Source organism: Leisingera sp. ANG49, assembly GCF_059694505.1.
The window spans coordinates 794,017-807,162 of record NZ_JCATZN010000002.1; the positions used below are offsets into that span (position 1 = coordinate 794,017).

13 protein-coding genes and 1 pseudogene are annotated in these 13,146 nt (G+C 64.6%); 10 read left to right on the forward strand and 4 right to left on the reverse strand.

Annotated elements, in window-relative coordinates; translation table 11 throughout:
• The first annotated feature begins 88 nt into the window (after window positions 1-88).
• Together AC58NV_RS10200 and AC58NV_RS10205 are read left to right on the forward strand one after the other, a co-directional pair.
• A complete protein-coding gene (locus AC58NV_RS10200) occupies window positions 89-334 on the forward strand; it encodes an accessory factor UbiK family protein (protein WP_497227023.1) in 246 nt (81 codons plus the stop codon).
• A gap of 267 nt (window positions 335-601) precedes the next feature.
• Window positions 602-1,153, forward strand: coding sequence for a 2OG-Fe(II) oxygenase (locus tag AC58NV_RS10205; RefSeq protein WP_497227024.1), 552 nt, complete (start codon window positions 602-604; stop codon window positions 1,151-1,153).
• 45 nt (window positions 1,154-1,198) lie between these two features.
• On the opposite strand, the gene AC58NV_RS10210 is transcribed toward AC58NV_RS10205, so the two are convergent.
• Together AC58NV_RS10210 and sigZ are read right to left on the reverse strand one after the other, a co-directional pair.
• Entirely contained in the window at window positions 1,199-1,909 is a 711-nt protein-coding gene (locus AC58NV_RS10210; RefSeq protein ID WP_497227025.1) for a glutathione S-transferase family protein, read from the reverse strand.
• 68 nt (window positions 1,910-1,977) lie between these two features.
• Window positions 1,978-2,520 (reverse strand): RNA polymerase sigma factor SigZ, encoded by a 543-nt coding sequence (sigZ, locus tag AC58NV_RS10215; protein ID WP_497227026.1) that lies wholly within the window; start codon window positions 2,518-2,520, stop codon window positions 1,978-1,980.
• Window positions 2,521-2,822: 302 nt separating this feature from the next.
• On the opposite strand from sigZ, the gene AC58NV_RS10220 reads away from it, so the two are divergent.
• From AC58NV_RS10220 to AC58NV_RS10235, 4 genes are read left to right on the forward strand one after another with little or no spacing between them, the layout of a single operon-like run.
• On the forward strand, window positions 2,823-3,323 hold the full coding sequence (locus tag AC58NV_RS10220) for a type III secretion system chaperone family protein (protein WP_366659095.1): 501 nt from the start codon (window positions 2,823-2,825) through the stop codon (window positions 3,321-3,323).
• Window positions 3,324-3,362: 39 nt separating this feature from the next.
• Entirely contained in the window at window positions 3,363-4,178 is an 816-nt protein-coding gene (gene proC, locus AC58NV_RS10225; RefSeq protein WP_497227027.1) for a pyrroline-5-carboxylate reductase, read from the forward strand.
• Window positions 4,171-4,509 carry a tRNA-binding protein gene (locus AC58NV_RS10230; protein ID WP_174146466.1) on the forward strand — a complete coding sequence of 113 codons (339 nt, stop codon included), beginning with the start codon at window positions 4,171-4,173 and terminating at the stop codon, window positions 4,507-4,509. The genes proC and AC58NV_RS10230 overlap by 8 nt, the downstream gene beginning before the upstream one ends.
• 1 nt (window position 4,510) lies before the next feature.
• Window positions 4,511-5,464, forward strand: coding sequence for a 2-hydroxyacid dehydrogenase (locus AC58NV_RS10235; protein ID WP_497227028.1), 954 nt, complete (start codon window positions 4,511-4,513; stop codon window positions 5,462-5,464).
• A gap of 37 nt (window positions 5,465-5,501) precedes the next feature.
• On the opposite strand, the gene AC58NV_RS10240 is transcribed toward AC58NV_RS10235, so the two are convergent.
• Window positions 5,502-6,107, reverse strand: coding sequence for a thymidine kinase (locus AC58NV_RS10240; protein ID WP_497227029.1), 606 nt, complete (start codon window positions 6,105-6,107; stop codon window positions 5,502-5,504).
• Window positions 6,108-6,474: 367 nt separating this feature from the next.
• Between AC58NV_RS10240 and AC58NV_RS10245 the strand changes: the two genes are divergently transcribed.
• The 3 genes from AC58NV_RS10245 to AC58NV_RS10255 all read left to right on the forward strand — a co-directional run bounded on the left by AC58NV_RS10245 (window position 6,475) and on the right by AC58NV_RS10255 (window position 9,010).
• Entirely contained in the window at window positions 6,475-6,939 is a 465-nt protein-coding gene (locus tag AC58NV_RS10245) for a hypothetical protein (RefSeq protein WP_174146469.1), read from the forward strand.
• Window positions 6,932-7,660: an arsenical resistance protein ArsH gene (gene arsH, locus AC58NV_RS10250; RefSeq protein WP_497227030.1), complete on the forward strand. Its 729-nt coding sequence runs from the start codon at window positions 6,932-6,934 to the stop codon at window positions 7,658-7,660. Before AC58NV_RS10245 ends, arsH begins: the two co-directional genes overlap by 8 nt.
• A 630-nt stretch (window positions 7,661-8,290) precedes the next feature.
• On the forward strand, window positions 8,291-9,010 hold the full coding sequence (locus tag AC58NV_RS10255) for a trypsin-like serine peptidase (RefSeq protein WP_497227031.1): 720 nt from the start codon (window positions 8,291-8,293) through the stop codon (window positions 9,008-9,010).
• 246 nt (window positions 9,011-9,256) lie between these two features.
• On the opposite strand, the gene carB is transcribed toward AC58NV_RS10255, so the two are convergent.
• Window positions 9,257-12,613 carry a carbamoyl-phosphate synthase large subunit gene (carB, locus tag AC58NV_RS10260; protein ID WP_497227032.1) on the reverse strand — a complete coding sequence of 1,119 codons (3,357 nt, stop codon included), beginning with the start codon at window positions 12,611-12,613 and terminating at the stop codon, window positions 9,257-9,259.
• A 201-nt stretch (window positions 12,614-12,814) separates the two neighbouring features.
• Between carB and AC58NV_RS10265 the strand changes: the two are divergent.
• Window positions 12,815-13,146, forward strand: a pseudogene (locus AC58NV_RS10265) (aminodeoxychorismate synthase component I); the annotation flags it as partial.

A 13,146-nucleotide genomic window follows, 5' to 3' on the forward strand; every position in this document is an offset into this window, starting at 1 on the left:
AATGCCTCTGCTCTCCGGGGGAAGTCAACGGCTTGCAGCCGGGCGTGTGCTTGCCCATATAGGACACAACCCCGAGACGGAGAAGAACATGCAGACCCGCAACAAGATCCTGGACGATATTTCGCAGCTGATGACCAATGCGATGGGCGTGGCCCAGGGCGCCAGGGACGAGGCGGAAACCGCGATGAAGAGCATGATCGACCGCTGGCTGGCCGACCGCGATTTCGTCACCCGCGAGGAGTTCGACGCGGTGCGCGCGATGGCGCAGAAGGCGCGCGAGGAGAACGAGGCGCTGAAGGCGCGTCTGGACGCGCTGGAGGCAGCGCAGAAGTAAGCCAAGGCGCTGGCGCGCGGATTGCTCGCCCTGCGGAGACTGGAAGCCTGCTGCGGGGTGGTGCCGCGGTGGGCTTTTTGTTTTTCGCATGCCGGGTGGAATGGGGGGCAGATTGCCCGCCCTGCGGCGGTCTGCATGCCCCGAATAGCTGTCCTGCGGGGCTGTGGATAAAAACAGGTCGCTTTCCGCCCGCATGGTCGAATTCGGCTCAGCGCGGTTTGCGGCGTCCGGTGCATGCTGTGCTATCTTCTACTGAGGGATCGCAGCATGGTGTCTGTTTATTCGGTGCCCAATGCATTCAGCGCGCAGGAATGCGCGGAGATTATCCGCAAGACAGAGGTGGAGCCGGACAGCGAGGCGCTGCTGGTGGGGCAGACCCGGGACCACAACCTGCGCCGCGCCAGCGTGGTGTGGCTGGACGACGTGCCGGGCACCGGCTGGGTGATGGACCGGCTGATTTCTCTGGTGCGGCGGGCCAACAAGGAGCGCTTCGGCTTTGACCTGCGCGAGTTTGCCGAAAGCCCGCAGGCCGCGAGCTACAAGTCCGAAGACAGCGGCCATTTCGCCTGGCATTCCGACATCGGCGACGGGCCGGTGGCGGGCAAGCGCAAGCTGAGCCTGGTGGTGCAGCTGAGCAAGCCGGGGTCCTATGATGGCGGCGATCTGCAGATCATGCCCGGCGCCCATGTGGTGGCGGCCAGCCGGGGGCAGGGCAGCGCCACGGTGTTTCCCAGCTTCCTGCTGCATCAGGTGACCCCGGTCACCCGCGGCGAGCGCAAGTCGCTGACCGTCTGGGCGCACGGGCCGGCCTTCCGCTGACCCTAAGCCAGCCGGCGGTTGGCGCCGGCTGGCCGGGCGGGGCCGTTAACCGCAGCAGCCGCTGCCGGCGGTTGCCGGTTGTGCCGCGGGCGCTTCGTTCAGGTTGGCGCCGCGGCCCAGCCATGTGCGGTCTGCCAGATAGAACTCCGCAAACTTTTGATCGAAGTCCGCCGGCACTGACTTTTGCGGAATGGCGCTGGCCAGCAGCGCCTGCTGCCAGGCCTTGACCTTGGGGTAGGGGGCCAGCATGTCGTGACCGCTGTGCTCTGCAACAATGGCGGCGCGGTGCAGCAGCGGCAGCCAGGCAATATCCACGTTGCCAAGCGCCCGGCCCGCAAAGAAGGGTCCTTCGCCCAGCTGGGCCTCGGCCTTTTCAAAGGCCTTGGCGAGTTTGGCACCGCGCTCCTCCCAGACCGCCCGGTCCGCGCTTTGCATGGCGGAGCACTGCACCAGGTAGTGCTTGTTGGCCTGATAGCTCCAGGCGCGGTTCAGGGCGCGCTGCTCGGGCGTGAGGCCCGGCTGCAGCGGCGCGGAAATCTCATCCAGGTATTCGGTGATGGCGTCGGATTCAAACAGAGGGGTCCCGTCTGCGGTCACCAGCAGCGGCACCTGGCCGGTGGGGGAGAGGTCGAGGAACCACTGCGGTTTGCTGCTGAGGCTGATGTAGCTGATCTCATAGGGCAGGCCCTTGGCTTCGAGCAGCGCTGTCACCCGCTGCACGAACGGGCAGATCTTGAAGCTGATAATCCTGATCATCGTGTTGTCCTTTTTCCGATGGTTCCGCCCTGTAAGACGCGCGCCAAGGGAAAAAGACGAAGGTCAGATCAGCATTTTTTGCAAGTATCTGATTTCTGATCGTATTCCGCAATGCTGCCGCGGGCGTCCAGCGTGAAGTTGCAGCAGTCCTCGAAGGCGTCGCGCAGCGCCTTGCGGCCTTTTTGCACCCGCGATTTGAGGGTGGAGTAGGGCAGACCCTGCTGGTCGGCGTAGTCCTGCTGGGACATGCCCTGCAGGTCGATGGCGGTCAGCATGCGGGCGGTTTCGGCGGGCAGGGACTGGATGAACGGCTCAACGCAGCGTTCCAAGTCCCGGCGCGCCTGGGAATCGTCGTTGGCGTACCACAAGTCGTCCGGGTGGACGGAATTGGCGCGGGCGCCCTTGCGGTAGTGGTCGATGATCACGTGCCGGGCGGTCTGGAACAGCCAGGACTTCAGCTTGGCGCTGTCCTCCAGCGCGGGCAGGCCGGTGAAGACCTTGATCGAGATCTCCTGCAGCAGATCTTCGGCATCTTCGGGGTTGGAAACCCGGGAGCGCAGGAAGGCGCGCAGGCGGCTGCGGTACTGCGGCCAGATGTCTTCGATGGTCATTGGGGGCCTCCGCCCCAAGGTATGGGAAGTGGCCCGGCGGATTTCAACGGTTGAAAGGGCGATTTCCGGTTTACCCCGGGCCGGGGGTTCGCCAAAGTCACGCAGCCGGCATTTAGGGGGCTGTGGATTGTTCATCCACAAGTTATTGCAGATATCCCCAAAATAAAGGGTTGCCAGATCACCTTTTCGGCCCCACCATATCTAGTATGGGAGCGGGGATGCCTCCCCGGCCCGTAGTACAAAAACCTAGCTATAGGGCGCCTCTGTGCCCTGATGCGCTAGGCAAAATGAGAGGTGGCATCATGGCACTATCCGAGCTTCACCTGGAAGAAGACGTCCATCCGATCGACATCGTTGAGACCTTGGCGTCGCACCACGATTGGGACTTCGACAGGGTCGGGGACGATCAGATCGCGATGTCGGTGGAAGGGCAGTGGCGCACCTATTCGCTGACGCTGGCCTGGTCGGGCTATGAAGAATGCCTGCGGCTGGTCTGCAGCTTCGAGATGGAGCCGCCGGAGGCGGAGCTGCCGCGGCTCTATGAGCTGATCAACTGCATGAACGACCAGTGCTGGGAAGGCTCCTTCACCTATTGGGCGGACCATAAGCTGATGCTGTTCCGGTACGGGCTGATGCTGTCCGGCGGCCAGATGGCAACGCCGCAGCAGATCGACGCGATGCTGCACGCGGCGGTGGCCAATGCGGAGCGCTACTATCCGGCGATCCAGCTGGCGGTCTGGGGCCAGCGCAGCCCGCAGGAGGCGATGCAGGTCGCCATTGCAGAGGCTTACGGGCGGGCGTAAACCTTGCCCTGAACCTGATACGAAGGGGAGGGGCGAAACATGGATATGCAGGATATCGCTGCCCGCGGCCTGGTGCTGCTGGGCTGCGGCAAGATGGGATCGGCGATGCTGGCCGGATGGCTGGAGGGCGGACTGCCCGCATCCTCAGTCTGGGTGATTGATCCGCACCCGTCGGACTGGCTGAAGGGCACCGGCGTTCATATCAACGCAGAGCTGCCCGCGGCGCCGGGGATCGTGCTGATCGCGGTGAAGCCGCAGATGATGGGCGAGGCGCTGCCCGTGCTGCAGAGCTACGGCAACGGCTCCACTCTGTTCATTTCCGTTGCAGCGGGCACCTCAATCGCGACTTTCGAAGATGTTCTGGGCGCGCAGTCGCCGATCGTGCGGGCGATGCCCAACACGCCGGCCGCCGTGGGCCGGGGAATCACTGCAATTATCGGCAATGCCCATACCAGTGATGCGGACCTGGACCGCGCCGAGGGGCTGCTGCAGGCCGTGGGCCAGACCGTGCGGCTGGAAAACGAGGGCCAGATGGATGCGGTGACCGGCGTCAGCGGCTCCGGCCCGGCCTATGTGTTCCACCTGATCGAAACGCTGGCCGCCGCGGGCGAGGCACAGGGGCTGCCGGCGGAGCTGGCGATGAAGCTGGCCAAGGCCACCGTGGGCGGCGCCGGTGCGCTGGCGGAGGCGGCAGAGGAAAGCCCCAGCCAGCTGCGCATAAATGTGACCAGCCCCAACGGCACCACCCAGGCCGCTTTGGAAGTGCTGATGGATGATGATGACGGTTTCCCGGCATTGCTGAACCGTGCCGTTGCCGCGGCCGCCAACCGCTCCAAGGAGCTGTCGCGTGGCTGAGATCAATTTCGACGACTTCATGAAGGTCGACATCCGCGTGGGCGAAGTGGTCCGCGCGGAGCCGTTTCCCGAAGCGCGCAAGCCGGCAATCAAGCTCTGGGTCGATTTCGGGGCTGAAATCGGCGTAAAAAAGAGCTCAGCGCAGATTACGGCGCATTACATGCCGGAAACGCTGGTGGGCAAGCAGGTTCTGGCCGTCGTAAACTTCCCGCCGCGGCAGATCGGCAAGTTCATGTCAGAGATCCTGGTTCTGGGCCTGCCGGATGAAAACGGAGAGATATTCCTGGCCGGGCCTGATGGAAAGGTCCCGCTGGGCGGGAGGATGCACTGAGATGAAAATCTGGATTGCGCGGCCGATGACGGCAGCGGTCACGGCACGGGCGCGGGAGGCCTTTGCTGATCTGGAAATCCGCGAAACCAACGCGGTGATGAGCGAGGCGGAGATGCTGCGCGCGCTCCAGGAGTTCGACATTGTCGTGCCGACGCTGGGCGACAGGTTCACGGCAGAGATTTTTGCCAAGGCGGGTACGCCCCGCTGCAAGCTGCTGGCCAACTTCGGCGTCGGCTACAACCACATCGACGTGGAGGCCGCGCGGGCGGCGGGCGTCGAGGTGACCAATACGCCGGGCGCGGTGACCGATGCCACCGCCGATATCGCGATGACGCTGATCCTGATGTCGGCGCGCCGCGCCTCCGAGGGCGAGCGGATGCTGCGCAAGGGCGATTGGGAGGGCTGGCACCCGACCCAGATGCTGGGCTTGCATGCCACCGGCAAGCGTGTCGGCATCGCCGGCATGGGCCGCATCGGCCAGGCGATTGCGCGGCGCTGCCATTTCGGCTTTGGTATGGATGTGTCTTATGTGGCGCGCTCGGAGAAGGATCTGGACTTCCCGGCGGACCGCGCCGAGAGCCTGACCGCGATGGCGGGGCAGGTGGATTTCCTGGTGGTGGCGGTGCCGGGCGGCGCCGAGACCTATCACCTGATCAACGCCGAGGTGCTGAACGCCATGCAGAGCCATGCGCATCTGATCAACATCGCCCGCGGCGAAGTGGTGGAAGAGGCGGCGCTGATCGAGGCGTTGCAGCAGGGCCGCATCGGCGGGGCCGGCCTCGATGTCTATGAGTTCGAGCCGAAGGTGCCGCAAGCGCTGATTGACCTCGACAACGCCACCCTGCTGCCGCATCTGGGCACCGCCACCGAGGAGGTGCGCAGCAACATGGGCCATATGGCGCTGGACAACGTCGCCGCCTATCTCGCGGGCGAGGCGCTGCCGAACCGGGTGTAACCCCGGCTGGTCCAGCAACCGCAAAGACGCAGCCGCCTTACAGGGCGGCTGTTCTGTCTTTCGGGGTGTCGCCGGTGGCCTCGCGCCAGTGGCGCCGGCAGAGCGAGACATAGGTTTCATTGCCGCCGATCTGCACCTGGTCGCCCTCGGTCATCACCCGGCCCTGGTCGTCCTGGCGGACCACCATGGTGGCCTTCTTGCCGCAGTGGCAGATGGTGCGCACCTCGCGCATCTCATCGGCCAGTGCCAGCAGGGTGGCGGAGCCGGGAAACAGGTTGCCCTGGAAATCCACCCGCAATCCGTAAGCCAGCACCGGCACCCGCAGATCATCGACCACGCGGGCCAGCTGCCAGACCTGCGCAGGCTCCAGGAACTGGGCTTCATCCACGAAAATCGCGGCCAGCGGGCCGCGGGCCAGGCGCTGTCCGATGCGGGCATAAAGGTCGTCGCCCGCGGCGAACATATCCGCATCCTCGCCGATGCCGATGCGCGACGCGATCCTGCCGGCGCCGGCCCGGTCATCCAGCCGGGCGGTCAGCAGATAGGTCTCCATATGGTTTTCGCGGTAGTTGTGCGACGCCTGCAAGAGCACCGTCGACTTGCCCGCGTTCATGGTCGAGTAATTGAAATAGAGCTTGGCCATGGCGGCGGGTTTACCTGCCCGAAGGCGTGGGGGAAACCGGATTCTTGGCGGAAGCCGCGATGCGTTTGCGGGGAGGGAAGTCTCTCCAGGGCAGACGCGGCCAGGGTGGAAAAAACCCTTTTAGGCGGCCATCGCCATTGCCCCGGAGAGCACAAGTTGCGGGCAGACCAATTACCCTGAAGGCAGGATGTCACTCACCCATCCTGCTTTGCACTGGACAACAGATGCCAATCGCACCATGTCACTTGCTAAATCCCTGAAAACCTGAGGGATGGATAAGGTATCGCAATTCCTCTACAACTCGGATATGGGAAATTAACTGGTTCGTTCCCCATGGGGCGCGGCGGTCAAGCCAGGCAGGAATTTTATGGCGGAAATCGGGACGTATCTGAAAAAGCACACAGAGGCGCTGGTCAAGGACGTGGGCATCGAAGCTGCCTGCCAGATCACCGGCAAGTCCAAGGCGACACTGGGGCGGTATTACTCGGACAATGCAGAGCATGCCGACCGGTTCATGCCGGTGGACGCGGTGGCCAAGCTGGAAAGCGCGTCGTCCTATCCGCATGTGACCTCGGCGCTGGCGGATCTGAAGAACATCACCCTGTCCTACAACGGCAATGGCAGTGCCGAGGAAACCGGCCGCAGCGGCGGCGTGAACTCGGATGTGATTGCCCTCAGCCAGCGGTTTGCCCAGCTGATGTGCGAATACCAGGCGGCAATGGAAGACGGCATCATCACCGTCAATGAGGCCAAGCGGCTGCTGCGGGAAACGGTGCTGCTGCAGCAGGTGCTGCTGGATATGAAACTGCATCTGGAAGAAGAAAGTGCCTGACACGCCTGATGTGAGCGACCTGCCCGGGATTGCGGACGGGCAGCTGCATGCGATCGACGCGGACCTGCTGGCGGCGCCGGATGATCCGCGCCACCCGCCGCGCATCCTGCTGCTTTACGGCAGCTTGCGCGAGGTGAGCTATTCCCGCAAGGCGGCAGAGGAGGCGGCGCGGGTGCTGCGGGCCCTGGGCTGCGAGACGCGGATTTTCGACCCCTCCGGCCTGCCTTTGCCGGATGATGCGGGCGCGGCGGAGCACCCAAAGGTGGCGGAACTGCGCGAGCTGGCGGTCTGGTCCGAGGGCATGGTCTGGTCCAGCCCGGAGCGGCACGGCGCGATGACCGGCATCATGAAGCTGCAGATCGACTGGCTGCCGCTGTCGCTGCAGGGCGGCATCCGCACCACCCAGGGCAAGACGCTGGCGGTGATGCAGGTCTCGGGCGGCTCGCAAAGCTTCAACGCGGTCAACCAGATGCGCATCCTGGGCCGCTGGATGCGGATGGTGACGATCCCGAACCAGAGCTCGATCCCCAAGGCCTGGCTGGAATTCGAGGAAGGCGAACGGCTGCCCGACGGCCCGTTCTACCGCCGCCTGGTCGACGTGATGGAAGAGCTGGTGAAATTCACCTGGCTGGTGCGGGGCCGCAAGGACTACCTGACCGACCGTTATTCCGAGCGGGTGGAGAGCGCCGCCGAAGTGCACAAGCGGGTGTCGCAAAAATAGGCCGGGGCAGGGTGCCCCGGGCCAAATGAACAGAGCCCCGGCAGTGCCGGGGCTTTTTTGTCTTAGATCAGCGGGATCAGCGGCACGTCGCAAGCGGCCAGGGCCAGCAGGGCGGTCAGGAACAGGGTCAGGCGCATTCGGGGCTCCGTTCATGAGGGGTTGCCTATCCATGCCGCAGGCAGGCCCGCGGCGCAAGCGCAGCGGCGGTGAGGCGCCGGGCGATACGGGGCATGCCGGCTCATCCTATGGTGGCGGGCAGCGGTTAAGCATTTGGGCGGGCCAAAGTGCGGGCTTTAGCCGATTGTTAAGGCTCATTTGCGCCGCAATTGGGCCGCGAAGTTACCAGCCGCGCCGGAAAAGCCGTTAAACCAGCGAAAACCATGGATTTTTCTCCTAACGAAGCAGGTGGGATTTTCCCTTGTTTAAAATCGGTTTTTCCGAAAATTGACGGTGCCCGTTAAGTAAATAAGGGGTTTACGCGCGCCAGCACCGGCGGAACGGGCGCCGGTTAACCTTTTGTTAAGCCTGTCTCATTCTGCGCATCTTTCTGCCAGCGCGGCACCGCAGCAGGCCCCATTCCAGCCTCACAGCTCACCGACATTGGCGGTGTGGGAACATGGAGTGAGTGTCATGAGACGACTACTGGGAATAGCTGCCGCCATCGCCGTTACCCTAGCCTCCAGCGCGGGCAGTGCCGCCGCAGGCGGGCAGGGCAGCGCTGTGCAGACGGTGCCGGGCTGGCAGGCGGTGGGCCGCCTGAATATCGGCGGCCGCGCGATGTGCACCGCAACACTGATAGCGCCCGATCTGGTGCTGACCGCCGCCCATTGCATGTTTGACATCCGCAATGGCCGCCAAGTGAACCCGCGCAGAATAAAGTTCGAAGCGGGCCTCAACGGCCGCCAGTCCAAGGCGGCGCGCAAGGTCGCCAAGGCGGTGATCCATCCCGGTTACCGTCACGGCCAGACCAGCCAGTTCCAGACCGGCACCGACATTGCCGTGCTGCGCCTGGACCGTGCGATCAGCGGCGATATCGTCCGCCCCTTGTCCCTGGCCGCGGCGCCGCTGAAAGGCGCGCAGGTGGATGTGATGTCCTATTCCCACAGCAATGCCACCTCGCCGCGGCTGCAAAGCGCCTGCCAGGTGATTGCAGCGCGCCAAAGCTCTGTCATCACTTCCTGCCGGGTCGATTACGGCGCCTCCGGCTCGCCGGTGCTGCAGACGCGCCCGGGACGGCTGCCGCAGCTGGTGTCGGTGATTTCCTCCAAGGCGCGGATGGGCGGCAAGGGCGTGTCGCTGGCAGCGCCGCTGGGGCATGACCTGCAGGCGCTGATCCGGCAGGCGGGCTGAGCCCGGCCCGCGTACAGATACTGTTGCCGCCGGACAGCGGCGGCAGAGTGTGAAGCAGCCCCGCTTGGTCCCCCCCGGGGCTGCTTCCTTTTTCTGCTTCGGGACGTCCCGAATTCCCTGCCTCCTCAAAATGAAGGACGACGCGATCCACTGCACCCCTGTGCGGCGACAGCACGGAAATGAAAAAGCCCCGGACTGTGCCGGGGCTTTTCGAATGCGGGGCAGCTGAGGTGCCGGCGCAGGGGGTTAGCCTTGCAGCGATTTCACCTCGACATCCCCTTCGGCCTGCGCCTTGATCGCGCGGGCGGCGGCGTTGGAACCGGCCGCGGTGGTGAAGTAGGGGATCTTGTCATAAAGCGCGACGGAGCGCATTTCCTTGCTGTCCTCAACGGCTTGCGCGCCTTCGGTCGTGTTCATCAGCAGCTGGACGTCGCCGTCCTTCAGCATGTCGATCACGTGCGGGCGGCCTTCATAGACCTTGTTGACCAGATCGCAGGCGACGCCCTGGCTGTCCAGCCAGGACTGGGTGCCGCGGGTGGCAACCAGGGTGAAGCCCTGCTCCACCAGGATCTGCGCCGCTTCCAGCATCAGTTTGCCTTTATCGGTGTCCTTGATCGAGATGAAGGCGCGGCCCTTGGACGGCAGCACCATGCCGGCGCCCATCTGCGCCTTCAGGAAGGCGCGGGCAAAGGAGCGGTCCCAGCCCATGACTTCGCCGGTGGAGCGCATTTCCGGGCCGAGAATGGTGTCGACGCCCGGGAAACGGGCAAACGGCAGCACCGCTTCCTTGACCGAGAACCAGGGCATGTCCGGATCGGCCAGGGTCATCGGGTCGGCGATCGGGGTGTCGACGTCATAGCCTGCATCGGGCCCGTAGGGCGGGCGCATCGGGAAGTTCGACAGCGGCTCCCCGGCCATCACGCGGGCGGCGATGGAGGCGATGGCGCTGTCGGTTGCCTTGGCGACAAACGGCACGGTGCGCGACGCGCGCGGGTTCACCTCAATGAGGTAGATCTCATCATCCTTGATCGCGAACTGCACGTTCATCAGGCCGACCACGTTCAGCGCCAGCGCCAGGGCGTTGGTCTGGACCTTGATCTGCTCGATCATGTCCTTCTCAAGCGAGTAGGGCGGCAGAGAGCAGGCACTGTCGCCGGAGTGCACGCCGGCCTCTTCGATGTGCTGCATGATGCCGGTCACATGCACGTCCTTGCCGTCGCAGAGCGCGTCCACGTCCAGCTCCACCGCGCCGGCCAGGTAGCTGTCCAAGAGCACCGGGCTGTCGCCGGAGACTACAACGGCCTCGGCGATGTAGCGCTTCAGCTGGTCCATGTCGCGGACGATTTCCATCGCCCGGCCGCCCAGAACATAGGACGGGCGGATCACCAGCGGGAAGCCGATTTCGCCTGCGATTTCCAGCGCCTGCTCATCGGTGGAGGCGATGCCGTTCTTCGGCTGCTTCAGGCCCAGCTGGTTGACCAGCGCCTGGAAGCGCTCGCGGTCCTCGGCCAGGTCGATGGCATCGGGGGAGGTGCCCAGGATCGGGATGCCCTCAGCCTCCAGCGCGTTGGCCAGTTTCAGCGGGGTCTGGCCGCCGAACTGCACGATGACGCCGTGCAGGGTGCCGTTGTCCTGCTCGACGCGCAGGATCTCCATCACGTGCTCGAACGTCAGCGGTTCGAAATACAGCCGGTCCGAGGTGTCATAGTCGGTCGACACCGTTTCCGGGTTGCAGTTGATCATGATGGTCTCATAGCCCGCGTCGGTCAGCGCAAAGCAGGCGTGGCAGCAGCAGTAGTCGAACTCGATGCCCTGGCCGATCCGGTTGGGACCGCCGCCGAGGATGACGACTTTCTTCTTGTCCGACGGGCGCGCCTCGCACTCGACGTCGCCGAAGGCGGGGGTCTCGTAGGTCGAGTACATGTAGGGGGTCTGCGCCTCGAACTCGGCGGCGCAGGTGTCGATCCGCTTGAACACGGCGTTGACGCCCAGGGCGCGGCGGGCCTTGCGGACGTCGGATTCCTTCTGGCCGGTCAGCTTGGCCAGGCGGGCATCGGTGAAGCCCAGCATCTTGAGCGCGCGCAGGCCGGCTTCGTCCTTGGGCAGGCCGCCGGCGCGGATTTCCGCCTCGGCCTCGACGATCTCGCGGATGCGGGCCAGGAACCATGGGTCGAATTTGGTGACGGCCTGGATCTCGTCATCCGACAGCCCGTGGCGCATCGCCTGGGCGATGGTGCGCATCCGGTCGGGGGTTTGCTGGCCGATCGCCTTGATCACCGCGGCGGTGTCGCCTGCGGGCTCCCACGCACCGGCGCCGACGCCGTCGATGGCAACTTCGTCAAAGCCGGTCAGGCCCGATTCCATCGAGGCCAGCGCCTTTTGCAGCGATTCATGGATGGTGCGGCCGATGGCCATCGCCTCACCCACGGATTTCATCGCGGTCGTCAGGTAGGGCTCGGAGCCCGGGAATTTCTCGAACGCGAATTTCGGGATCTTGGTGACGACATAGTCGATGGTCGGCTCGAACGACGCCGGGGTCACCTTGGTAATGTCGTTGTCCAGCTCATCCAGGGTGTAGCCCACCGCCAGCTTGGCCGCGATCTTGGCAATCGGGAAGCCGGTCGCCTTGGAGGCCAGCGCGGAGGAGCGGCTGACCCGCGGGTTCATCTCAATCACCACCATGCGGCCGTCGGCCGGGTTCACCGCCCACTGCACGTTGGAGCCGCCGGTCTCGACGCCGATCTCGCGCAGCACGTTGATCGAGTGAGTGCGCATGATCTGGTATTCTTTGTCGGTCAGCGTCAGCGCCGGGGCCACGGTGATCGAGTCGCCGGTGTGCACGCCCATCGGGTCGACGTTTTCGATCGAGCAGACGATGATCGCGTTGTCCGCCTTGTCGCGGACCACTTCCATCTCATACTCTTTCCAGCCCAGCAGGCTTTCATCCACCAGGATCTGGTTCACCGGCGAGGCATCCATGCCGGAGCGGCAGAAGTGGATGTAGTCGTCGCGGTTATAAGCCACGCCGCCGCCGGTGCCGCCGAGGGTGAAGGCGGGGCGGATGATCGCGGGCAGGCCGATCTCGTCCAGCGCTTCCAGCGCGATGCGGACGCCTTCGTCCAGGTCGGCAGTGCCGTTTTCCCGCTTGGGTGCGGTGACGATGGTGGCCTTGGGGTTTTCGATGCCGAGCCGGTCCATCGCCTCGCGGAACAGCTTGCGGTCTTCGGCCATCTCGATGGCGTCGCGCTTGGCGCCGATCATCTCAACGCCGAACTTTTCCAGGACGCCCATCTCTTCCAGCGCCAGGGAGGTGTTGAGGCCGGTCTGCCCGCCCATTGTGGGCAGCAGCGCGTCGGGGCGCTCTTTCTCGATGATCTTGGCGACCACTTCCGGGGTGATCGGCTCGATATAGGTGGCGTCGGCCAGGCCGGGATCGGTCATGATGGTGGCCGGGTTGGAGTTCACCAGGATGACCCGGTAGCCCTCTTCGCGCAGGGCCTTGCAGGCCTGGGCGCCGGAGTAGTCAAACTCGCAGGCCTGCCCGATGACGATCGGACCGGCTCCGATGATCATGATCGACTGGATGTCCGTTCTCTTGGGCATGGCAGGCTTCCTTTGGTTTTTCGCGCGAGCAGGCTTTGAATCACGGGCGCCGACGTGCGCCCAAATTGTCCTGCGTTATAGGGACCGCGCCGAAAGGTTCAAGGGGTATCGGAAACGGAATTGGAAATGCCGCATCCACCCCTTTTGTTCGCATAGCGAACAGATATATGTGGGGGCAAGAAACTCGCGGAGATTTTTTCAGTGCGGATTCGCTTTGACCGGGGCCCCAAGGGGGCTGGCACATGCTTTGACCAGCCGCTGCGCATGATCCGCGCGGACGGGCCGGAAGAGGTGCCTGCTGCGCTGGCGGCGCTGGATGCGGCGCGGGACACCGGGCATTGGCTGGCGGGCTATGCGTCTTATGAGCTGGGCTATGCGCTGGAGGAGAAGCTGGCGGGCCGGATGCCAAGGGGCCGTCGGCTGCCGCTGATCTGCTTCGGGGTTTATGAGGAACCACTGCCTCAAGATGCTCAGGGCAGCGCCCGGCCCGACGGGGAGGAAGCGAAACGCCCGCCCCGTGGGGCCGGGCGCTG